Annotated in this window: 23 protein-coding genes; 8 read left to right on the plus strand and 15 right to left on the minus strand. The window is 60.6% G+C overall.

Annotated features, from left to right (window positions below; genetic code table 11):
* The first annotated feature begins 408 nt into the window (after positions 1–408).
* Together argS and ACTQ33_RS00770 are read left to right on the plus strand one after the other, a co-directional pair.
* Positions 409–2166 carry an arginine--tRNA ligase gene (gene argS / locus ACTQ33_RS00765; RefSeq protein WP_441461253.1) on the plus strand — a complete coding sequence of 586 codons (1758 nt, stop codon included), beginning with the start codon at positions 409–411 and terminating at the stop codon, positions 2164–2166.
* Between the two features lie 178 nt (positions 2167–2344).
* Complete coding sequence (locus ACTQ33_RS00770) at positions 2345–2875, plus strand: ferredoxin domain-containing protein (protein ID WP_441461255.1); 531 nt, start codon at positions 2345–2347, stop codon at positions 2873–2875.
* Between the two features lie 332 nt (positions 2876–3207).
* Here the strand turns inward: ACTQ33_RS00770 and ACTQ33_RS00775 are convergent, their stop codons facing one another.
* Together ACTQ33_RS00775 and ACTQ33_RS00780 are read right to left on the minus strand one after the other, a co-directional pair.
* Positions 3208–3630 (minus strand): DUF1934 domain-containing protein, encoded by a 423-nt coding sequence (locus ACTQ33_RS00775; protein WP_441461257.1) that lies wholly within the window; start codon positions 3628–3630, stop codon positions 3208–3210.
* Between the two features lie 13 nt (positions 3631–3643).
* Positions 3644–4711: a D-alanine--D-alanine ligase family protein gene (locus tag ACTQ33_RS00780; protein WP_441461259.1), complete on the minus strand. Its 1068-nt coding sequence runs from the start codon at positions 4709–4711 to the stop codon at positions 3644–3646.
* Between the two features lie 199 nt (positions 4712–4910).
* On the opposite strand from ACTQ33_RS00780, the gene ACTQ33_RS00785 reads away from it, so the two are divergent.
* On the plus strand, positions 4911–5318 hold the full coding sequence (locus tag ACTQ33_RS00785; RefSeq protein ID WP_441461261.1) for a hypothetical protein: 408 nt from the start codon (positions 4911–4913) through the stop codon (positions 5316–5318).
* A gap of 236 nt (positions 5319–5554) precedes the next feature.
* Positions 5555–6940, plus strand: coding sequence for a sensor domain-containing diguanylate cyclase (locus ACTQ33_RS00790; protein WP_441461263.1), 1386 nt, complete (start codon positions 5555–5557; stop codon positions 6938–6940).
* A gap of 172 nt (positions 6941–7112) precedes the next feature.
* Here ACTQ33_RS00790 and ACTQ33_RS00795 read toward each other — a convergent pair whose 3' ends face one another.
* Positions 7113–7991 carry an aldose 1-epimerase family protein gene (locus ACTQ33_RS00795; protein WP_441461266.1) on the minus strand — a complete coding sequence of 293 codons (879 nt, stop codon included), beginning with the start codon at positions 7989–7991 and terminating at the stop codon, positions 7113–7115.
* 131 nt (positions 7992–8122) lie between these two features.
* On the opposite strand from ACTQ33_RS00795, the gene ACTQ33_RS00800 reads away from it, so the two are divergent.
* Both ACTQ33_RS00800 and ACTQ33_RS00805 read left to right on the plus strand, forming a co-directional pair.
* Positions 8123–8476 (plus strand): DUF2500 domain-containing protein, encoded by a 354-nt coding sequence (locus ACTQ33_RS00800; RefSeq protein WP_441461272.1) that lies wholly within the window; start codon positions 8123–8125, stop codon positions 8474–8476.
* A 167-nt stretch (positions 8477–8643) separates the two neighbouring features.
* Positions 8644–9066, plus strand: coding sequence for a replication initiator protein A (locus tag ACTQ33_RS00805; protein WP_441461274.1), 423 nt, complete (start codon positions 8644–8646; stop codon positions 9064–9066).
* A 459-nt stretch (positions 9067–9525) separates the two neighbouring features.
* On the opposite strand, the gene ACTQ33_RS00810 is transcribed toward ACTQ33_RS00805, so the two are convergent.
* The 9 genes from ACTQ33_RS00810 to ACTQ33_RS00850 form a co-directional block, all read right to left on the minus strand.
* Positions 9526–9960: a hypothetical protein gene (locus ACTQ33_RS00810; RefSeq protein WP_441461276.1), complete on the minus strand. Its 435-nt coding sequence runs from the start codon at positions 9958–9960 to the stop codon at positions 9526–9528.
* A 6-nt stretch (positions 9961–9966) separates the two neighbouring features.
* A complete protein-coding gene (locus ACTQ33_RS00815; RefSeq protein WP_441461278.1) occupies positions 9967–10503 on the minus strand; it encodes an FMN-binding protein in 537 nt (178 codons plus the stop codon).
* Positions 10500–11471 carry an RnfABCDGE type electron transport complex subunit D gene (locus tag ACTQ33_RS00820; protein ID WP_441461280.1) on the minus strand — a complete coding sequence of 324 codons (972 nt, stop codon included), beginning with the start codon at positions 11469–11471 and terminating at the stop codon, positions 10500–10502. Before ACTQ33_RS00820 ends, ACTQ33_RS00815 begins: the two co-directional genes overlap by 4 nt.
* Entirely contained in the window at positions 11468–12769 is a 1302-nt protein-coding gene (gene rsxC, locus ACTQ33_RS00825) for an electron transport complex subunit RsxC (protein WP_441461281.1), read from the minus strand. The genes ACTQ33_RS00820 and rsxC overlap by 4 nt, the downstream gene beginning before the upstream one ends.
* Positions 12770–13214: 445 nt before the next feature.
* Positions 13215–14237: an FAD:protein FMN transferase gene (locus tag ACTQ33_RS00830; protein ID WP_441461283.1), complete on the minus strand. Its 1023-nt coding sequence runs from the start codon at positions 14235–14237 to the stop codon at positions 13215–13217.
* Entirely contained in the window at positions 14238–15362 is a 1125-nt protein-coding gene (locus tag ACTQ33_RS00835; RefSeq protein ID WP_441461285.1) for a hypothetical protein, read from the minus strand. It abuts the gene before it with no gap.
* A gap of 466 nt (positions 15363–15828) precedes the next feature.
* Positions 15829–16353: a Gx transporter family protein gene (locus ACTQ33_RS00840; protein WP_441461287.1), complete on the minus strand. Its 525-nt coding sequence runs from the start codon at positions 16351–16353 to the stop codon at positions 15829–15831.
* Between the two features lie 13 nt (positions 16354–16366).
* On the minus strand, positions 16367–16756 hold the full coding sequence (locus tag ACTQ33_RS00845; protein ID WP_441461289.1) for a NusG domain II-containing protein: 390 nt from the start codon (positions 16754–16756) through the stop codon (positions 16367–16369).
* 185 nt (positions 16757–16941) lie between these two features.
* Complete coding sequence (locus tag ACTQ33_RS00850) at positions 16942–17325, minus strand: 4Fe-4S binding protein (protein ID WP_441461291.1); 384 nt, start codon at positions 17323–17325, stop codon at positions 16942–16944.
* A 215-nt stretch (positions 17326–17540) separates the two neighbouring features.
* Here ACTQ33_RS00850 and ACTQ33_RS00855 point away from each other — a divergent pair, with 215 nt between their 5' ends.
* Positions 17541–17819: a hypothetical protein gene (locus tag ACTQ33_RS00855; protein WP_441461293.1), complete on the plus strand. Its 279-nt coding sequence runs from the start codon at positions 17541–17543 to the stop codon at positions 17817–17819.
* Between the two features lie 185 nt (positions 17820–18004).
* On the opposite strand, the gene ACTQ33_RS00860 is transcribed toward ACTQ33_RS00855, so the two are convergent.
* Both ACTQ33_RS00860 and ACTQ33_RS00865 read right to left on the minus strand, forming a co-directional pair.
* Entirely contained in the window at positions 18005–19162 is a 1158-nt protein-coding gene (locus ACTQ33_RS00860) for a GNAT family N-acetyltransferase (protein WP_441461295.1), read from the minus strand.
* Position 19163: 1 nt separating this feature from the next.
* Entirely contained in the window at positions 19164–20063 is a 900-nt protein-coding gene (locus tag ACTQ33_RS00865) for a hypothetical protein (RefSeq protein WP_441461296.1), read from the minus strand.
* Between the two features lie 143 nt (positions 20064–20206).
* Between ACTQ33_RS00865 and ACTQ33_RS00870 the strand changes: the two genes are divergently transcribed.
* Positions 20207–20371, plus strand: a complete 165-nt coding sequence (locus ACTQ33_RS00870) for a hypothetical protein (protein WP_441461298.1) — start codon at positions 20207–20209, stop codon at positions 20369–20371.
* A gap of 654 nt (positions 20372–21025) precedes the next feature.
* On the opposite strand, the gene ACTQ33_RS00875 is transcribed toward ACTQ33_RS00870, so the two are convergent.
* On the minus strand, positions 21026–22327 hold the full coding sequence (locus ACTQ33_RS00875) for an amidohydrolase (protein WP_441461300.1): 1302 nt from the start codon (positions 22325–22327) through the stop codon (positions 21026–21028).
* Positions 22328–22417: the final 90 nt, after the last annotated feature.

Here is a 22417-nt window from a genome sequence, read left to right on the forward strand (position 1 = left end):
ATCCCGGCGGCACCCGCTCCTCCCCACCGCCGCACCGATGCGAACCCGTACCACACATATCCCACCACCCCCCGGCGGGGCTGAGGGGCCTTTGGCCCTCCCACCGCAACAATGCGAAGCATGGATTGAGGGCGTGACCGCACAAATTCGGCGGCACCGCACCAAACCACTAAAATAACACTCCCCCAAAATTAAAAAGTTTTACTCGATTTTTTTCAAAAAATCGCAGGGGTCCAGGGGGCGGCGCCCCCGGTCGCGCCTCGCAAGGCGCGAAACCCTCTCCCCGTCGCAGCTGGCGCTCCCCCCTCCCCGCCGGAGCGGCCGAAAGTCCCCCATTCTTCTTTACACGGCACCGCTTTTTTGGTATGATAAACAATACGATTACAAAAGAGAAAGGAATTTCTTTTTATGGAAAAGTTATTAGATTTGATTTCGGCGACGGTGTCGGGAGCGTTTGCGGCGGCGGGCTATGATGCGGCGTTGGGGCGGGTAACGGTGTCGAACCGGCCGGACCTGTGCCAGTTTCAGTGCAACGGGGCCATGCCGGCGGCGAAGCAGTACCGGAAAGCGCCCATAGCCATTGCCAATGAGGTGGTGGCCCAGCTGCAAGCGGACGGGATGTTCTCCAAGGTGGAAGCGGTCAACCCCGGTTTCATCAACCTGAACCTGTCGGAAACGGCGCTGGCCGATTACGTGGGTCAGATGAAGCAGGACAGCCGGTTCGGCGTACCGCTGGCGGAGCAGCAGAAGACCATTGTCATCGACTACGGCGGACCCAACGTGGCGAAGCCTCTGCACGTGGGCCATCTGCGTTCGGCCATCATCGGCGAGAGCATCAAGCGGATTTACCGGTATTTCGGCCACAAGGTCACGGGCGATATCCATATGGGCGACTGGGGCTTGCAGATGGGCCTGATTATTGCCGAGGTCCAGGAGCGTCACCCGGAGCTGCCCTATTTTGACGACAGCTTTACGGGCGAGTATCCCAAGGAAGCCCCGTTCACCATTTCCGAGCTGGAGGAGATCTACCCTGCCGCCAGCGCCAAATCCAAGGTGGACGAAGCCTTTGCGGAAAAGGCCCATACGGCTACCTACCTGCTGCAAACGGGCAAGCGGGGCTATAAAGCCATGTGGGACCACATTATGGCCGTGTCCGTGGCGGATTTGAAGAAGAACTATGCCAAGCTGAACGTGGAGTTCGACGCGTGGCTGGGCGAGAGCGACGCCCAACCGTTTATCGAGCCCATGCTGGCCGATATCAAGGAAAAGGGCCTGTGCCGGGAGAGCGAGGGCGCGCTGGTTATGGACGTCCAGGAGGAGACGGACACCAAGGAGGTGCCGCCGTGCATTCTGGTGAAGTCCGACGGCGCGACGCTGTACGCCACCACGGACCTGGCAACCCTGGTCCAGCGGGAACGGGATTTCCACCCGGACAAGGTGCTGTATGTGGTGGATAAGCGCCAGAGTTTGCACTTTGAGCAGGTGTTCCGGGCCGCCCGCAAGGCCGGGATTGTGCGTCCGGAAACGGAATTGCAGTTCCTGGGCTTCGGCACCATGAACGGCAAAGATGGAAAACCGTTCAAGACCCGCGAGGGCGGCGTCATGCGTCTGGAGCGGCTGATTCGGGAAGTCACCGAGTTCGTCTACGCCAAGATTCAGGAGAACAACATCGTCGAGGGTGACGCGGCCATGGAGACCGCCGGGAAAATCGCCCTGGCCGCTCTGAAATACGGCGACCTGTCCAACCTTGCCACCAAGGATTATATTTTTGATCTGGATCGGTTCTCGGCCTTTGAGGGCAACACCGGCCCGTATATTCTCTATACGATTGTGCGTATCAAGTCCATCTTGAGCAAGTACCAGGGCGACGTGTCCGCCGCGGCCATTCAGCCCGCCGCCAACGACGCCGCCCGGGACCTGATGCTGGCTCTGACCCGGTTTGCCGACAATCTGATTCTGTGCTGCCGCGACAGCGCCCCCAACATTCTCTGTGCCTATATCTATGAACTGGCCGGTTACGCCAACAAGTTCTATCACGAGACAAAGATTCTCACCGAGGAGGACCCCCAGAAGCAGGCCGGCTATATCGCCCTCATCGATCTGACCCGCGCCGTCCTGGAGCAGTCCATCGACCTGCTGGGCTTCAGCGCACCGGAGAAGATGTAAGTCCGGTGCATGGGGAGTTTCGCCCGTTGCGACGGGCGACCGGGGGCGCCGCCCCCTGGACCCCCGCGATTTTTTGAAAAAAATCGAGTAAAACTTTTATCTGGCCATGGATTCCGCAAGAATCCATGGCCGGGAGTTTATGTTTTATATAATTCATTGATTCTGAGGAGGTATTGTTATGATTCATTCTTCCCATGACGCCGAACAGGCCCATCTGCTTTCCACGGCCCAGGCCATGTGTGCCGCCGCCCGCACGGCTCCCAAAACAAAGGGCCTGGACTATCTGGACACCTGCATCCTGACCGGCGACGATTTGGAATCTCCGGCCGCCAAAATGGAGGAGCTGGCCGACACCCACAATGCCGCATTCCTGCGCCGGGACGCAGGCAACCTCCGCAGCAGCGGCGCAGTGGTCCTCCTCGGTGCCAAAAACGTCCCCCGCGGCATCAATGGGCTATGTCAATACTGCGGCTTCCCCGATTGCGCCGCCGCAGCCGCCGCCGGGGCCGCCTGCGTCTATACGTCCATGGATTTGGGCATTGCCGTCGGCTCCGCTTCGGCCATCGCCGCCGATCACCGGGTGGACAGCCGCGTGATGTTCTCCGCCGGACGGGCCGCCCTGGCCCTGGGCCTGCTCCCCGATTGCTCCATGGCCATCGCCATTCCCCTCAGCGTTTCCGGCAAGTCCCCCTACTTCGACCGGAAGTGACCGCATAGGGATTTCGCCCGCTGCGGCGGGCGACCGGGGCTTTGCCCCTGGACCCCACAATTTTTTTGAAAAAAAATTTGAGTAAAAACTTTTAACTATTGGGATTTTGAGTTTTTTATAGTGGTTTGGTACGATGGTTCTGAAAAAGTGCGGCAGCGCGCTCAATCCATGCTTCGCATTGTTGTGTGATTGGGTCGGAGCCTGTGCATCACCAAAAAACTCCATATAGTATTTTTGGCCATGGAATCCAACGGATTCCATGGCCATTGAAAGTTTTACTCGATTTTTTTCAAAAAATCGCGGGGTGTGGGGCAGCGCCCCACAAAGAAGCCTCACGGCTCCCACACGGTGATCTCATAGGTATTGGTACCGACCGGGACATGTTCAATCTCCACGGCGTAGTCTACAAAGAGACTGCCGCCCTTTTCGGTCATGTCGCTGCGGACCCGCCGGGACGACACGCCCAGCAGCATCGCCCCAAAGCCCATATCGTAGAGGGATTCGGTTTTTTCCCCCTCGATAAAGGTCATGGTGGAATTCAAATCGCCGTCCCGCTGGAGAATGACCCGGTCAGGCTCCACCCGAAAGGTGGTGATAACGCCGTCCAGGCCGGTCATTTCCGATTCCCGATAGGAGACGGTCACCACGCCGTCCTCCGCCGTCAGCGTGCCGTCGGTGGTCAGTTCGATGACCTGGGGTTCCTCGCCGTCGGTGTGCTGGGTGCCGCGAATGGCGATGAGTACATCTTTTGTCATAGTTCCTCTTTTCTTATTCTTCTTCCATAGCCAACTGCAACAGCTGGTCGATGAGGTCGCCGTAGGCGATGCCGCTGGCCTCGAACAGTTTGGGATACATGGAGATGGAGGTAAAGCCCGGCAGGGTGTTGATCTCGTTGAAAATAACCTCCTCGCCGTCGCGGGTCACGAAGAAATCGACCCGGGACAGGCCCCGGCAGCCCAAGGCCTCATAGATGCGGACCGCCGTTTCCCGGACGGTTTCGGAGGCTTCCTCGGAAATCCGGGCGGGGATATAGCAGGTGGACGTATCGGTGATATATTTGGCCTCGTAATCGTAAAACTCCACACCGGCGTCGATTTCGCCGCAGGCGGAAGCGGCGGGGGTCTCGTTGCCCAGGACGGCCACTTCCACTTCCCGGCCGTCGATGAACTCCTCCACGAGGATTTTCTTATCGAAGGCGGCGGCCTTGTCCAGGGCTTCCCGCAGTGCTTCCCGGTTCTTGGCCTTGGACACGCCCACGGAGGAGCCGGTTCCGGCGGGCTTGACAAAGACGGGATACTGGAATTTTGCTTCCACGGCGTCCAGGACCTTGTCGGCGTCCCGCTGAAGCTCCCGGCGGGTCACCAAGTGCCAGGCGGCCTGCCGGACGCCGGCGTGATCGGCCACCAGTTTGGTCAGCGTCTTGTCCATGGCGGTGGCGGAGGCGGCCACCATGGGACCTACACAGGGGATACCGGCCAGCTGCATCAGGCCCTGAATGGAGCCGTCCTCGCCGTTTTCGCCGTGGAGGACGGGGAAGACCACGTCGATGCGCTCGCGCACCACGCAGTCGCCCTCAAAGCTCAAAAGGCCCTGGCCCCGGACGGGGGAAATGGCGGCCCGGCGGTTATCGGGGCAGTCGAGCCAGGTGTTTTTGGGCAGCATGGAGTAGTCTTTGCCGCCGAAATGGACCCAGTCGCCGTCGCGGGTGATGCCCACGGGGAAAATGTTGTATTTCTCCGGGTCCATGTGCCGCAGCACGGACTCGGCAGACCGGAGGGACACCTCATGTTCCGGGGAGACGCCGCCGAACAGTACGCAAACACTGAGTTTTTTCAAGGTTTTATCCTCTTTTCCAGATGAGATGGTCGGGCGATGCCCATTGCATACGCACCGATGCTTTGTATATAATATTCTAAAACGCGCCGATTGACAAGGGTATTTTTCACAAAAGAAATTGTTTTAACAGTGGAAATTCCCCACAGGGCCGTATATAATGGAGAGAGAAAGACCAAAGCGCGAAGGGAGGGCCTGTGCAATGAACATCGAGCTGACAACGAAGGAGTTCCGGCGGCTGCTGGACCTGGTGTACATCGGCAACTGGATCCTCAACTCCACCCGGGGCGACGACCGGTTTACCGACTACGACCAGGTGGAGAGCAAGCTGTTCGGACTGTGCCGCAGCAACGGAATGTCCACGCTGGTGGAGCGGTGGAAGGGAGAGGATATCCCGTCCCGCGCCTTTGCCGACGGCGGCATCCACGAGGCCATCATGGATTATGAGGACACCGTGTTTTTTGAGATTCTGGCGGAGGAACTGGCCCGGCGGGATATGGGCTATGTGGAGGTGTCCTCCGACAATTACGAGGAGCTGGTCAGCCGGATGGATGACTACATCGCGGAATTTGAAGCCCACGGCACCGACCATATCACCATCGAGACGTGACCCGGCCGACAAATTTTCCCCTTGACAAATGCTGTCACAGCAGGGAAAATACTACATGAGGAACACCGCTGTCACCGACGCAGCGGCTTCCATGGAATTCAGAGTTCCACCGTGTATCGCAGAGGACTGCTGTGCCCATCTGACCCTTTCGGATTGAGCACAGCAGTTTTTTACCGATGCGTCCGGGGAGCCGGCCAGCTGTCGGAAGTGTTTTACGGAGGGAACTTCGCACAAAAATGAAAAAAAATGTGGGGTTGATCTGTTATCTTTCGGTGTTTTTCATTGTGGAATTTCTGTTTGGATTTTTCATACTGGAAACCCGGAGTATATTTCTGGATAAAACAGCCCAGACAGGCCAATTTCTGGCCCAGTCCTACGTGGAAAAAATCGACACGCGGCTGGACGATTACGTATTTTCCGTGGAGCTGGCGGGCCAGTATCTGCGGGAGATGGACGCCGCCGGCGTCTCCATCGACGAGATGCAGCAGTGGCTGCGCTCCTACTGTGAAAAAATTGCGGAGAAATTCGGGGATACGGCGCTGGATTTCTATGCCGTCATCGAGGATACCCTGGTGACGGCCAATCCCTGGCCCGGCGACAGCAACTATGCCTATCAGACAAAATCCTGGTATTCTGAAGCGGCCAACGCCGAACCGGGTACCATCGTGTTTTCCGATCTCTATCGGGATGTGGCTACGAAACAGTACGTCTTTACGATTTCCCACTCCTTTGACACCTCCAAAAATGTCGTGGCGCTGGACGTGTATCTCAGCCGGGGCGACTGGATGCGTTTTACGGAACTGCCGCAGGATTACGGTATTTTTCTCTATGATACCCAGGGCGTTCTGGCCTATGCCATGGGACAGACCCAGCTGCTTTCGGACATTCCCCAGTCGGAGTATGAGGCGTTGGAGTGTCCGGCGGACGCCCACGCCATCCAGTACCGGGAGCTGAAGGACGAGAATTACAATCTGTATCTGTGCTGTCTGGACATTGGCTGGAAAATCGTGGTTGCCATTCCCAGTGAAAACCTGGTGTCGTCGGAGCATATGCTTTTGATGGATGTGGGCCTGTGGGCGAACATTCTCAACGTGGCAATCGTGATTATCTTCCTCATCAAGAACGAGCTGAGCAAGAAAAAGCACAACCAGGACGTTCTCACGGGCCTGCTGAACAAGTCGTATTTTACGAAGTGCGTCCGCCGGAAAATCCGCAAGGGAGAGGGCGTGCTGCTGGTCCTGGACCTGGACAATTTCAAGAGCATCAACGACAATTACGGCCACGACAACGGCGATCTGGTCTTGCAGCAGGTGGCGAACCTGCTGGAACGCACGTTCCGCAAGACGGATTATATCGGACGGTTTGGCGGCGATGAATTCATCGTCTATGTGGACAGTGAACTGTCCGATTCCATTTTGGAACGCAAAGCCCAGGACCTGCTCCAGCAGATCGGCAAGCTGTCGCAGCAGTATCCCCTGGGTGCGCTGTCGGTGAGCATCGGCGGATGCCGCAGCGTCCGGGGCGACCGATACGCCGACGTGTTTAAACGGGCCGACGAAGCCTTGTACACCGTCAAGGGCCACGGCAAGAGCGGCTACGCCATGAGCGGCGCTCAGAACTGACGGCACCTGTACGCCGGGGCGCTGCCCCGGACCCCGCGATTTTTTGAAAAAAATCGCGGAGTCCAGAGGCAGGGCCTCTGGTCGCGCCTCGCAAGGCGCGAAACACCCGCCCGTCGCAACGGGCGAAACTCCCGCTGGCCGCAGCCAGCGAAATCCCCCTGAACCGCTTTCTTTACTGTCCCAGCACTTGAATGGTCCAGGTGTTTTCGTAGACGCCGCCGGGGGCCAGGTGGAAGAACGGCTGCTTGGTGGCGAAGTCCTCAACGACGTCCTGGACGGCGGGGAGGGTGGCCCAGGGTTCGATGCAGAGGAAGGGGGCTTCGGTCTTGGGGGTATGCCACAGGCCCAGGAAGGGCATATCGGGGAAGGAGACGACCACGCCGTGGGGGTCCTGCTCGGTGACGAGGGAGACGGAACGGGCCATATCCTTTAAGATAATGGCATCGTTGTCAAAGAGGTCGTGGCGCAGGGGGATGGCGTTGTCCGCGAGGGGGTACGGGGAATCGGTACCGGCCAGATAGGCGGCCGGGGACAGGTCCAGGGACCGGGGATTGCAGGGGGCGCCGAATACCACCTTGTAGTCGGTGAACTGCAAGCCGTCGGCCATGGGGACGCGGAAGCCGGGATGGGCGCCAAGGCCGAAGGGCATCTCTTCCCCGCCCCGGTTTTCCACCCGGAACGTGATGGAAAGGGTGTCGTTTTCCAGGCGGTAGCGGAGCTGATAGGAAAAGGCAAAGGGATAGCTGGTTCTGGTCTCATCGCTGTCGGTAAGCTCCAGTGTTACGGTGTCTTCGGTCTGTTCCACCAGGGTATAGTTGAGATTCCGGGCGAAGCCGTGGGGACCTAATTCATAGGTCTTCCCGTTCCAGGTGTAGGTACCGTTGGTGAGCCGTCCCACATGGGGGAACAGGTTGGTGGCACGGCGGGCCCAGTAGGCCGGGTCCCCCTGCCAGAGATATTCGACGCCGTCGGCGCCCAGGATGGATTGGAGTTCCGCGCCATGATCGGAAACGCGGACGGTGAGCAGGCGGTTTTTCAGTGTATATTCCATCGATTGTACCTCCATGGGGCCGCAGGCCCGTTATTTGGATGTATCATACCACGTTTTTCCGCCGCATACAATGGTTGACACGGTCCCGGAAAGGCCGTATACTACAAAAAAAGACACAGGAGGGGTCCGGTATGCTTGGTCCTATGGGGTTTCAGATGTTTAACGTGATGTTTACGGTGATGTTTGTCCTCTTCATAGTGGTCTTTGTGGTGATGGTGGGGCGGTCGCTGTTCCGGTGGAACCGGAACAACCATTCCCCGCGCCTGACGGTGGCGGCCACGGTGGTGGCCAAGCGGCAGCATGTGAGCCGCCGGAACAGCGACACACACCGCACGTCCAGCAGCTATTATGTGACGTTCCAGGTGGAGAGCGGCGACCGGATGGAATTCCATGTGGACCCGTCGGAATACGGGATGCTGGTGGAGGGCGACCGGGGACAATTGACGTTCCAGGGGACCCGGTACCTGTCGTTCCAGCGGAAGTAACCGGCAGCTGAAATGAGACAAAAATCTGACAAATGTGCTTTTTTTCCGTTCTAAACAAGAGCGCCCCGGAGGCCCTGAAAACAGGGGCTTCCGGGGCGTTTGGCTTCGGTTGGGCCGGGGCGGGGATGTGGTATCATAAAGGCAGCGCAAAAAAGGAGGTGGCTCCCATGGAAGCCGTACCGATGAAAGAACGTCCCCCCTATCCCCTGCTGACCGCCTCCCACCGGGTGGAGGCGGATTTTTACCAGATGCCCCGGTGGCTGCTGGCGCGGCAGGATTTGAGTTTGGATGCCAAGCTGGTGTATATGCTGCTGTACGACCGGTTCCGGCTGTCGCAGAAAAACGGGTGGGTCAACGAACACAGCGAGGTGTATCTGATATACCCCCGGCAGGAGCTGGCGCAGACGCTGGGCGTACACCGGAAACGGATCACCGCAGCCATGCGGGAATTGGCAGCTGCATCGCTGCTGTGGGAACAAAACGGCGGCTACAGCGTTGCCAACCAAATCTATCTGGCCTGGGGAGAGCCTGTGGATATCTCTGAGGATAACCTGTCAGTTTCCTGTGGAAATTCTCCATTACCCTTCTGAATTTCCGCTGCCATAGGGGACAAAACGGACCATCATCGGGGACGATTTGGCCCGTATATAGGGGACGATTTGGCCCCCTAGTAATAATAAATAAAATATAATAAAAAAACTATAACAGAAAGAAAGAAAAAAAAGAAAGAACTCCACCGCCTTGGACACCGCAAACGCCCCTCCCCCATCTGCCGCCGCACTGGGGCGAATCCGTACCAGCCGCAAAAAAAGAGATACCACCCGATTGGATGGTATCTCTATCGATGACTTCCGCAACAATGCGAAGCATGGATTCAGCGGCTTACCGCACAAATTCAGCGGCAGCGCACCAAATCACTCAAAACTCTAAGCCTTAAAAGTTTTACTCGATTTTTTTCAAAAAATCGCAGGGGTCCAGGGGGCAGCGCCCCCGGTCGCCCGTCGCAACGGGCGAAACCCCTCGCACGTCGCAGCGGGCGAAACTCCCCCTTACAGCACCATGCCCATGCAGCCCTGAACAGCCAGGAACAGCAGCAGGCCGGTGACCACGGGGGCGGCCTTGTTGGACTTGCCGGCGGCGAGGCGGTCGGCGGCGATGGCGTACAGGGCGGTCAGCACCGTAAAGGATACCGCACCGGTGACGGCGAACTTGACCAGCTCCATGCCGCCCAGGAGGCCGGAAAAATAGGGCATGGCGGCGAAGATCACCAGACCGAAGACCGGCACCAGGGGCCAGCAGCGTTCGGCGTTGGGGGCGGCGTAGTGGTCAATGACCAGGGCCACCAGGGACACGGCGCAAATCCACATCAGGTCCAGACCGGGCAGCATGGCCTGGGGCGCAAAAGCGCCGTAGAGCACATGGCCCAGGCAGAACAGAGCGGTGACAATGGCCAGAATCGTAAACAGGCGATAACTTTTCTGCATCCTTACTCAACCTCCCCATTCGGTGGCGCTGGAAGACACGTCCGCGCCGGTGACGAAGGCTTTGGCCGAGTTGACGGCCTTGACCACGGCTTTCGAGGTCACGGTGGCGCCGGTGACGCCGTCCACGTTCTCACCCACGGTCAGCGTTTCCTCGTCCCGCAGGAGCTGGGTCAGGAACGGCACGTCGTTGGCGGCTTTCTGGCCCAGGCCCCAGGTCTCATGCTGGTTCCGGATGACAACGCCGGTCACTTTGCCGTCGTTGCTGACGCCGACGAGCATGGTAATCCCATCCACATAACCGTCGGTGACGGTCTCCACCACATAGCCGTTGTCGGCCTTGTAGACGGCGGAAATGTTTTCATCTTCGCCGCTGTAGGGTTCCACGGTGAAGGTTTCCGAACCGGGCAGCAGCGTCGTGAGGATGGATTTCAAATCGGCCAACCGGTTTGCATTGGTGGCCGGCAGCAATCCGGCGGCCACACCGTAGAGGACAGCGGCCAGGACCACCGTCACCACAACCGGTACAACAATCTTTTTGTTCATTTGGCACCTCCCGGAATGCTGGTAAACCGCCGGGGCGGGGTGATGCGGTCCAACGCCCAGGCCACGGCGTTCATGAGCAGGATGGCGTAGGTGACGCCCTCGGGGAACAGGCCGAAGTACCGGAACACCACGGTCAAAACGCCGCAGCCCACACCGTAGACGATCTGGCCCAGGGGGGTGACGGGAGACGTGGCGTAGTCGGTGGCCATAAAGATGGCGCCCAGCAGCACGCCGCCGCAGAGCAGGTTGTAGGCCATCCACTGGATGGGGTCCTGCCCCTTGTTGAAAATCAGGGTCAGCACGGCCACGGCAGCCAGATAGGCCACGGGAATCCGCAGGGAGATGACCTTGCGGATGACCAGATACGCGCCGCCGATGAGCAGGGCCAGGGCGGACACCTCACCGATGCAGCCGGGCAGGTTGCCGAGGAACGCATCCAGCAGGGACACATTGGGCAGCTCCGGCATGACCATATGGTGCAGGGGCGTGGCGGAGGACACGATATCCACGGACATGGGAGCGCTGCCGATGGACGTACCGGCGGCGGCGAAGCGGGTCATGGCCGCCGGGAACAGGAGCACCAGGAAGGCACGGGCGGCCAGGGCGGGGTTGAAGGTGTTCTGACCGAGGCCGCCGCCGAGGCCCTTGACCACGATCATGGCGAAGAAGCCGCCAACGACAGGCACCCAGTAGGGCACGGACACGGGCAGGGTCAGGGCCAGCAACAGGCCGGTGACGGCGGCGGAGCAGTCCCGGAGGGTGTGGGGCTGACGGCGCACGGCGCACCAGAGGAATTCGGCGATCTTACAGGAGGCGATGGACACCACCATCAGAATCGCAGCACGGAGGCCGAAGAAGTAGATACCGGCCACCACAGCGGGCAGCAGAGCGATGAGCACGTCGGCCATGAGGCGGGACGTGGTACGGCCGCTGTGGATATGGGGCGACGAAGTAACCAGAAGATTCACTTGGCGTTGGCCTCCTTCCAGAGTTTTTTGCCCTCCCGGATGGTCTGCACCAGGGGCAGTTTGCCGGGACAGATGTAGGAGCAGCAGCCGCACTCGATGCAGTCCATGAGGTGGAACTTGTCGATCTGCGGCACCCGGCCCAGCCTGGTATAGCGGTACAGGTACAGGGGCTGCAAGTGCATGGGGCAGACGCCGACGCAGCGGCCGCAGCGGATGCAGACGGGATTGTCGGGCGTTTCGTTGCCGTTTTTCAGGCAGAGAATGGAGTTGGTGCCCTTGAGCACGGGCACGTCGAGGTTGGACTGGGCCCAGCCCATCATGGGGCCGCCGGAGATGACCTTTTTGGTGCCGTCCAGCAGTCCCCCGGCGGCGTGGATGGCGTCGCCGAAGCTGGTGCCGATGGGCACCAGGAAGTTGCGGGGCGACAGGACGCCGTCACCAGTGACGGTGACCACGCGGCGGGTGATGGGAGCGCCCTCATAGACGGCCCGGTAGACGGCGGCGGTGGTGGCCACGTTGAAGACGGCGCAGCCGACGGCAGCGGGCAGACCGCCCGCCGGGACCAGACGGCCGGTGACAGCCTGAATCAGCTGCTTCTCCGCGCCCTGAGGGTAGCGGGTGGGCAGAACCATCAGCTCGATGTTGTCCTCGGGCTTCAGCGTCTCCTTGAGGATGGCGATGGCCTCGGGCTTGTTGTCCTCGATGGCGATGACGGTGCGCTCGGGGGTCAGGGCCCACTGGAGCACCTGGGCGCCGGTGCGGACCTGCTGGGCATAGTGGCAGATCAGGGTATCATCGGCGGTGATGTAGGGCTCGCACTCACAGGCGTTGATGAGAACGCAGTCCACCTTGCCCAAAGCGGAGAACGCCTTGACGTCGGTGGGGAACGTCGCGCCGCCCATGCCGACAATACCGGCCTCGTGGATGATCTTCAAAATGTCGTTGGGCTGGAGGTCTTTGTGGTCCATGTAGCGCATCATCGTCTCGTCCAGGGTGTCGAGATAGTCGTTCTCGATGACGACGGAGAGGATGTCGCGGCCGGAGGTATGGGGCCGAGGCTCCACGGCCAGGACGCGGCCGGAAACGGAAGCATGGATGGGGGCGCAGACGCCGGAGCCGTCGCCGATCTTCTGGCCCAGTTTGACGGTGTCGCCCACCTGCACCAGGGGGGTACAGGCCGCACCGATGTGCTGCACCATGGGCAGCACCACCTGTTGGGGATGGAGCTCCGGCAGGTCGCCGCCCCTGGACAGGGATTTGTTGCCTTTGGGATGAATACCACCCCAAAACTTACTCATAACATTCACCTCTTATTTTGGGTGACGCAGTCCAATTGTCACCCTAGCTCTCAAACGATGGTGCGTACTGGACCATGGTGATGCACCGCGTCTCGTCCACCGCCGCAACAATGCGAAGCATGGATTCAGAGCCTTACCGCACCACTTCTGTGGCACCGCACCAAACCAAAATTTCTAAAAACTCCAAACAGATAAAAGTTTTACTCGATTTTTTTCTTGTGGGGGCTACCCTCCGCCCGTGTGTCTGCGGTGCTCGCCGGGCCTTTTCCGCTATGGCAGCGGTGCGGCTTCTTGCCATACATACAGTATGGCTGCGAATCCACACCTTGCCCTAACGGAAAATTCCTCGGTGAGCACTCTTGCCAACGGACGGCGGGCAGCCCAAAATCGCGGGGTCCAGGGGGCAGCGCCCCCGGTCGCCCGTCGCAACGGGCGAAACCTCCCCCTATGTCCGCACCATGGCCTGGAAGCCGGGGCTGTACAAAAGCGTCCCGTCCTGGGTCATCCAGAGGGCTTCGGCGTCGAACTGGTCCAGGAGTTTTTGTCCGTCCTCCTGGGACAGGGTGAACAGGGCCGTGGAGAGGCCGTCGGCCAGGCCGGAATCCACGCCGACAATGGAGACGGACCGCCATTGGGTGGCCGGATAGAGGGTGTCGGGGTCGATGATGTGGTGATAGCGTTTACCGTCCACCAGATAATACCGCTGGTAGTCGCCGCTGGTGACCACGGAGGAATCCTCCACATAGAGGGTATGGAGGAAGTCGCCGCCGTCGGGGTTTTCGATGCCCACGACCCAGGGGGAGCCGTCGGGCTTGGGGCCGGTGGCCCGGACGTTGCCGCCGACGGAAATCAGCATTCCCGAGGGCGCCGTTTCGCAGACCCGCTCCACGGCGTAGCCCTTGGCAATGGCTCCCACGTCCAGGGACATCTCCGGGTCGCTGAGATAGACGGTCCCGGCTTCCTCGTCAATGACCACGTTGGACCAGTCGGTGTGGCGGGCCGCTTCTTCCAGGGCGGCCTGGTCCGGCAGAACGGCGTTGGCCGGGTCGTCGATGCCCGCTTCTCTTGCGTCGTGCCACAGAGCCAGGACGCTGCCCATGGCCACATTGACCCGTCCACCGGTCTCCTCGTACAGTTCCCGGGAAAACTCCAGCATGTCGAGAATCTTACCATCCACTTCCACCGGCGCGACACCGGCGTTATCGTTGACGGTCTTTAAATTATTTATGCCGTCGTAGTCGTTGTAGATGTCGTAGAGCTGGTGGTACTCCAACAGGCCGTCGTGAATCTGCTGGGCCTGGGCCGTGAACGCTTCTTCACTGTCGGCGTAGCCCACCATGGTGGTCACCGTGTCAAAGAGGGTCAGGAACGACGCCTCGTAACGCTGGGGCTCCCCCTGCCCTGCCGGTGCGGCGGCACAGCCGCACAGGAGGGCACAGAGGACCAGAACGGAACCCAGCCGTTTCATTTACTGTGCCGCCTTGGCAACGACGGACTGGAAGCCGCCGATGGAGATGGAGCAGGAGGCGGCCAGATCGGCATCGGCAGCGCCGCCGGTCTCGGAGACGGCAATGCCGGTGACTTCGTCGGCGGTCTTACCGACGGTGTAGGCAGCGAAAGCGGCAGCCTGCTCGTTCCACTCCTTGCCGATGGCGCTGGCCTTGCTCATGCCGTAGTCGGTACCCAGGGTGTTCTTGGAGGCCACGGAGCCGCTCAGGTCGGTGGTAACGGTACCGGTCTGGTCAAACTCCACCTTGGGCTGGATGCCGTCGATGACGCAGGAGGTGATGACGCCGCCGTTGGTGGTGACAGCGGAAATGGTGGTGGACACGGCCACCGCGCCCAGGGCGTCGGCGGTGGCGGAGGTGGTGTCGCCGAGGGAGGGCTCCTGGGCGATGGTCAGCACGTCGCCGGCCTGTGCGCCCAGATCGACGGCATTGTTGTAGGCCTGCTCAATGAGGCTGATGTAGCCGCCGATGGAGATGGTCACAGAGGAAGCCAGATCGGCGTCGGTGGGCTTGGTGGACTCGTCCACCGCGATGCCCTTGACCTCGTCGAGGGTCTTGCCTTCCACATAGTCGGCCAGGGCCTGCGCCTGTTCGTTCCACTCCTTGCCGATGCCGCTGGCCTTGACCATGCCGTAATCGGCGCCCAGCTCATTCTTGGACTGGACCGGGGCGGTCAGATCGGAGGTAACGGTGCCGGTGGCGTCGAAGTTCACCTTGATCTGGATGGCGTCGATGGCGCAGGCGTCGATGACGCCCGCTTCGTTGACGGTGACGGCGACAACGCTGATATCCGCCTGACCCAGGCCGTCCTCGCCGTCGGCGGCGGACTTGGATTTGCTGATGGAGCCGGTGACGGCCAGGCCGGTCTTCACGGCTCCGGCGGCGGAACCGGTGTCCACTTCGCTGTCGTTGGTTTCGGTGGTGGTCTCGGTGTCGGTGTTGTCGGTGACCTCAGTGGTGGTGTTCTCCGTGTCTTCGGCCAGCAGTTCGGCATCGGAGACGTGGACCACGGCGGTGCTGCCGCAGCCGGACAGGATGCCGGTCAGCATGGCACAAGCCAAGGTCAGGGCAAAAAATTTTTTCATGTCTTCTCCTCCTGGAAAGTTTAGTCTATTCCAAACGCGGTTTTCCCGCATCTTTGGCGAATTTGTTTAATATCCTGTACTCCCATTGCAGAAATAGGGTTATTTATCGTGGTGCAGGGCGGCATATGCCTTCGGTGGGGCACGGAGGTTTTTCCCCTACGAACCATATGGGCAGTCCGTGCGGTGTTATGTACGTTCACATCGCGCCGGGACGAAACCATCCCATCGAACATCCTTCCGGCGGGGCTGAGGGGCCTTGGCCCTCCCACCGCAACAATGCGAAGCATGGATTGAGCGCGTTACCGCGCCCATTCTGAGGCACCGCACCAAATCAAAATAACAATCCAAACTATAAAAGTTTTACTCGATTTTTTTCAAAAAATCGCAGGGGTCCAGGGGGCAGCGCCCCCGGTCGCTGGCCGCAGCCAGCGAAATCCCCGCCCGTCGCAACGGGCGAACTCCCCCTTTACCCGCTCCCCTGCCGCAGCCGCAGTCCCGTGCCCAGGAGTCCCCGGAAGCCGTAAACGGCGACGGTGCCGGTGATGGCGCCGGTCACCAGGGAGACCAGCAGCAGAAAGGGCAGATAGGCCCAGACGTAGGACGAGCCGAGGACCAGGGCGGCCACGGAGAGCTGGCCGATGTTGTGGGCGGCGGCGCCGGCCATGGAGACGCCGTACAGGGAGAGGGCGCGGCAGCGTTGCAGGGCGGCCATGACCAGCAGGGCCAGGAGCCCGCCGCCGATGGAAAAGAGGAACGCCGTCACGCCGGTGGAGAACAGGGACCCCAGGGCGCAGCGCAGAACGAGAATCATCCCGGCTTCCCGGACCGTCAGGAAATAGAGTGCAAAGACGGTGACGAGATTGGCCAGTCCCAGCTTGACGCCGGGCAGGGGGACGAGCAATTGCAGGGGGAAAAACCGTTCCATATAGGAAAGGGCCAGGGCCAGGGCCGTAAGGATGGCCCCCATGGTGAGACGTTTGGTGTGTTGCACGGCATCCCCTCCCCTAGCGGCTGACGCCGTCAATGTCGGGTTCCGCGCTGCCGCCGGTGAGACGGACTTCCACGCCGTTGGGCAGACACACGATGGTCTGGCCGGTGTAGGAGATCCAACCGGTGTGGACACAGTCCTGGGTGGGGCAGTCGGAATGGGTGACGGCGACCTTGCCGAACTCGACGGTGACGGTGTTGGTGTAATCGCCGGAGACGTCAAAGGTCACCTGGGACATGGCGGGGACCGTTTTGACCAGGGCGCCGTTCTGCCAGACCTCCACGGTGGCCGGTTCCACGGCGGCATTGCGCAGGAAGGACAGCAGAGACGCCCCGGCCAGCAGCAGCACACAGAGGATCACCAACCCGTCGGCGGGCCGAAAACGCAGAATGGGGGACGATGCCATGGAAGCCTCCTTAGTATCGATAGAAACATATCAATATGTCCATAGGAAAGAGTACCAGTCCCGATGGCGTTTGTCAAGATGGTGTCGAAAATTTCCATATTGCGCCGATGGGAAATCCGATGGCAAGCAATGAAAAAGCGCCGCCTCCTGTGGAGACGGCGCTGGAAAAAAAACCGCAGGAAGAATCAGGCCTCGACAACCTCAAGGATTTCCATGGGACATGCCTTGGCGCAGATGCCGCAGGCGATGCACTTGGAAGCGGGCTGATCGGCGACCTTGACCAACACATGGAAGGGACATGCCTCGGCGCACTTACCGCACTGGGTGCAGAGCTTTTTGTTGATGGTGTAAACGCCCTTGGCGTTCTGGGTGATGGCGCCGTACTCGCAGGCCTTGGCGCACTTGCCGCACTGGACGCAGACCATGGGCTTGGCGGCGCCGTTCTTAGCGACGATCTGGATGCAGGACTTATCGGGATGGAATTCCTTGTAGAACGCGTTGGAGCAGGCCTGGACGCAAGCCAGGCAGGCCATACATTCGCTACCCTTTTTGACTGTCAGCTTTTTCATATGTAAAGTACCCCTTTATTTGTGTGTTTGCGTTTTTGTTCAGCGATATCATTATACTGTTTTCCGGTAAAAGAATCAACAGTGATTTTCTCAAAAAATGGTGGGGCAATTTGGCGGAAATCGCCACAACTGGTAGGGATTTGCATAGTGACGGGAGGAAAAACGGCACATACTACGTCTGGAGATACGAGATTTACCACAAGGAGGAATTTTCGATGAAACAGACGGTAACCATGATTATGGCGCTTTTGTTGGCGGCGGGGCTGACGGCCTGCGGCAACAGCGTATCCCAGATGGTGGACAAGGCGGAGGACGAGGTAACGGAGTACCGTGGGAACGTATCGACCACCCATGACGGCCGGGTGAACGGGACCAATCCGTCCAAGGAGACGGACCGGAGCGACCGGACCGACCGGACGGGCCGGGAGCCGGTGCGGCCCATGCCCCGGACCCAGACACCGAACACGGATTCCATGGGCGCGGGGATGCGGTAAAAAAGGCGGGGGCCAGCCCCCGCCTTTTTGTTCTTTTGCCGCAACCGGCAGATTGTTCAACGCCTGATGACCGGTTGGGGCATTTCGCCCCGTGCGCGGGGCGGGTATTTCGCGCCGTGCGCGGCGCGACCGGGGCTTTGCCCCTGGACCCCAGAATTTTTTCGAGAAAAAATTCAGTAAAAGCTTTATACTGTTATCAATGCGGGTTCCAGGTCCCGGTTTAAATCCATATTAAAATCCATCAACCACAGGGTCTTCCCTGCCCCGGCCACGGTACCGGCCTCCGTCATGCCGTTTCGGCGGTAAAACCGGACGGCCCCCGGATTTTCCGGCGACACCGCCAGCTCCAAATGGGTTCTGCCCAACCGCCGGTAAAAGCTGACGGCCTGACCGATCAGTTGGACGCCCAATCCCAACCGCCGGTACTCCGGCAGCAGATAGAGAAACGGGATATACCCCACGCGCCGCTCCGCGCCCCGGTTCAGATCCAATTGCAGCAGACCCGCCGGTTCGTCGCCCAGCATGGCCTGACAGATGGCCCACGGTTCTCCGGCGGCGCGGCCCACGGCGTCGGCGTAATACGCCGTTCCGTCATGGAAGCTGCCCGGCCCGTAGATGCCCTCCCAGGCTTCCCGGCGGCACTGGACATACCACTGGGGATCGTTGCCCAGGGGCCGGAACCAAAGATTCCGGTCCCGCCGGACCCGGTCCTTTCTCCACCAATTCTGTTTGGCGAAGGTGGATAAATTTTCCGGTACATGGCTGTTGTCGTTGCGGTAAATCTCCCGATACCGGCCACCGTCGTATTCCAGCAGGGTGACGCCGGTGTTGTCACAGTGGCCCGCCTCCTGTCCGGGGAACAGGCCCTCCAGCATAGCCCGAATGACGCAGCCATGGGTGAAAATGGCCACCGTTTTTCCGTCGTGCCACTGGGCCACCCGCTCCAGCGTATCCAGGAACCGCCGCTGATAAACGAGAAAATCCTCCGCCCCGTCCACGTGCCACTCCCGGGGCCGGTGGCTGAAGGCCGTCAGCTGGTCCCGCTGCTCCCGTTCCAGCAGGCCGAAGGGCAAATCCTCCCAGGGGCCAAGATAGACCTCCCGGAATCCCGGTTCCAGCCGCAGGGGCAAATCCCTCGGTTCGTAGACGGCCCGGGCCGTGACCCGGGTCCGCACCAGATCACTGCTGTAGCAAACGTCGATGGGTTCGCCCTGGAAGCGCCGTTCCAGCGCGGCAATCTGTTTCAATCCGTCGTGGGTGACGTTGCTGTTATAGTGGCCGTGGATGCGGCGGAACAGATTGCCCTCGGCCTCGGCGTGGCGGATGATATAGAGTTTTGTCATGTCACATCACCTTCACATGGCGGGCCAGCTCGTCCCGCAGCCGTTCTCCGGCCAGCTGGAGCGCGCCCGCCGGGTCGGTCGGATGGCGTTCCCAGGCGTCCAGAAGACCGGACGTAATTTCCATGACGGCCCCATGGCCGTACTTGTCAAAGAGCCGGGTCATATCCTTAAAGGAGGAGCCGTGGACCGTGCGGCCGGGAATCAGGAAGAACAGCCGTTCATAGCGGCGGCGCAGTTCGGCGGCGGCGTCGGCGCTGCGGGGGCACAGGGCCACGCCGACGCGGGAGAACCCGGAGCCATCCTCCATCCCCACGCTCCAGCGGACGGCCAGATCGGCCATGGCCGTGTGAACGACCCGGTCGCCGGAGATCAGGTCCTGGACCTCCCGGGCCGATTTATCGGCGGTGCGGGCCTGGACAAAAATGCTTTTGTTGAGGGTTTTACAGTGGGCCAGGTAGGGTTTGACGCCGTCGCTGCCGGTGTACCCGCCGATGGACAGGCCATGGATGGGCCAAGGCTGTTCCCACGGTTCATTCTGAGCGCTCAAGGGGCCGAAATAGGTGGCAGCCGACAGTTCCGCCGCCGCCGGATGGTCGGAGCGGCCCGTCTCCAACAGGACATAATACCCCAGGGATTGGGCGTAGGCGCACAGGTCACGGACCACATCGAGGCCGCGGCTGCCCAGCCGTTCAAACCAGACGGGATGGAATTTCACCGCCGGGATGGAATCGGCCAACGCATCCAAAATCGTTCTGCCCCAGGATTCGTAAGCCGCCGCCAGATCGGCGACGGAGCCGCCGCTCCAGACCGACGGCGGCAGGAGGGCCGGGGTCAGATCGAGACTGACCAAGGCCGGGGTTCGTTTTTCACAAATTTTCCGCTGTAACAGTTCCATGGACATACAAACCCACCGTTCTTTCTTTCAGATAGCAGTATCATATCATAGAAATGTGCGTCTGCCTAGGGTGACGTGACTGGGGGAAATTGCATGGGTGAGAGGGGGCAAAGTGGGATATGCTATGGTCGGAGAGGAGGTTGAATGTTATGGAGATGAAAGGACTTGCCGCCGCTGTAGGCGCAGGGATGCTGGCTGGTGCGGCCGTGATGATGATGGTACCCAAGCGGTCGGCCATGTATCAGGCCGCCGACGACGCTGCGCATACCATCAAGCGCAAGGTATCGGACGTCGTGGACGACATGATGCACTGAGCATCAGAGGGCGGGCGGCAGGAGCCGCCCGCCCGGCCCCGGACTTACATCGCACCCAAAAGAAAAAAGTTTTACTCGATTTTTTTCAAAAAATCGCGGAGTCCAGAGGCAGCGCCTCTGGTCGCCCGTCGCAACGGGCGAAACTCCCGCCCGCCGCAGCGGGCGAAATCCCCGCGCCGCGCACGGCGCGAAACACCCCATCGTCCCAAACCGCCATCCGCAGATGGCGGAATCCCCGGGGCCGTCATGGACGGCCCCATGGTCCGCCGCTCCCGCCATAGGCGGGGTGCGGCGGACCATCATCCAGCGTACCCACCGCCCCCGCAGCCGGTTCGTGACACAGTATGCACCTGGTAAGGGACGAACTGCCCTACGTGGTTCGTGGTGCGAGTATGTCATCGAACGCGGTACGACATAAGGCCGCCGTCCACCACCCGCTGACGGGGTGGGGACGGCGGCCTTCGGCTTTGCCGGGAGTTGCGCCATCTGCGGATGGCGCTATGGACGATTGAGGAGTTCGCCCGCTGCGGCGGGCGGGAATTTCGCTGGCTGCGGCCAGCGGGAGTTTCGCCCCGTGCGCGGGGCGACCGGGGCTTTGCCCCTGGACCCCACGATTTTTTGAAAAAAATCGAGTAAAACTTTTATTGTTTTGCTCTATTGCAACAAATCGGCGACGATTCCACAGAATGCGGCCACGCCGGTGACCAGATCGCCCTCATCAAAATCAAAATTCCTTCCATGGAACGGTCCGGCGCAGGGCGACAGCGTATGGAACATCAATCCCTGTCCCCCGTGTTCCTGAACCGCGTTCACCATATACGCAAAATCCTCACTGGCCCCGGCCTTTTCCCCAGACAGGACCCGCAATCCCAGCTTGTCCCGGCAAACGCTCTCGGCCCGTTTCACCAATTCCGGATGGCTCCGGAGGGACGGCGATGCCCCCATGGGCGTGATCTCCCAGCCGCACCCGTGCATTTCCGCCGCCGCCTGAAGGATTCGCCGGGCGTATCGTTCCATCTCCTCGTTGATTTCCGTCGTAGCACCCCGGACTTCCAGTTCCATCGCCGCCCGGTCACAGATGACATTCCGGCCCGTGCCTGCGTGGAGGGTCCCCACATTGATGCGCGTCTCCCCCTGGCTGCTGCGGGGGATGGCGTGGAGGTTCAGTACCGCCGTGGCCGCCGCCAGCAGCGCGTTGCGCCCCTGCTCCGGCACCATGGCCGCATGGGCCGCCTTGCCCGTAAAGGTCACGTCCAGTTTGGTCGTAGCCAGCGTTCCCTCCTCGGTGAAAGAGACCTGAGAAACGCCGTCGGACCGCTGGCCCATATGGGTTGCAATCACATAGTCCACATCGTCCAGCAGGCCCCGGTCCACCATTGATTTGGCGCCCCGGACCCCCTCCTCGGCCGGTTGGAACAACAGTTTAATCTTGCCGTGGAGCTGGTCCCGTAGATTCATCAGGACCTCCGCCACCGCCAAGCCCATGGCCGTGTGGCCGTCGTGGCCGCAGGCGTGCATGACGCCCTCATTGCCGGAGCGGAACCCCTCCGCCGCCGGACGGTGGGACAATTCCGCCGCCTCCACCACGCCCAATGCGTCCATATCGAATCGCAGCGCCACCACCGGCCCATCGCCGCAGTCCAGCACCCCCATGACGCCGGTGAAGCCGCCCCGCAGGCGGGGGGCAAATTCCGGGTCGGCCCCCTGGGCCATGGCCCGCTGGTACGCATCATCCAGCCGCTGCACTGTGGGCAGCCCCATACGGCTGGCATCCCGGCAAACCTCCCGTCCCAGGAAAACCGCATAGCCCAGCTGGGTCAACCGCCGGGCCACCAGGGACGCGGTGCGGATTTCGCACCAACCGCCCTCTGCATGGGCATGGAAATCGCGGCGTGTCTCCCGGAGCTGCGGCCCCAACGCGTTCGCCTGCTGCCAAATGGATTCATAGATGGACATGCGATACCCCTCCAAAAAAGTCGATATTGAAAAAGCAGGCAACCGAAGTTGCCTGCCATGCGATTCAACAGAAACAGGTGGGGTGACGCT

The organism is Candidatus Avoscillospira sp. LCP25S3_F1 (assembly GCF_052117125.1).
Taxonomy (GTDB): domain Bacteria; phylum Bacillota; class Clostridia; order Oscillospirales; family Oscillospiraceae; genus Avoscillospira_A.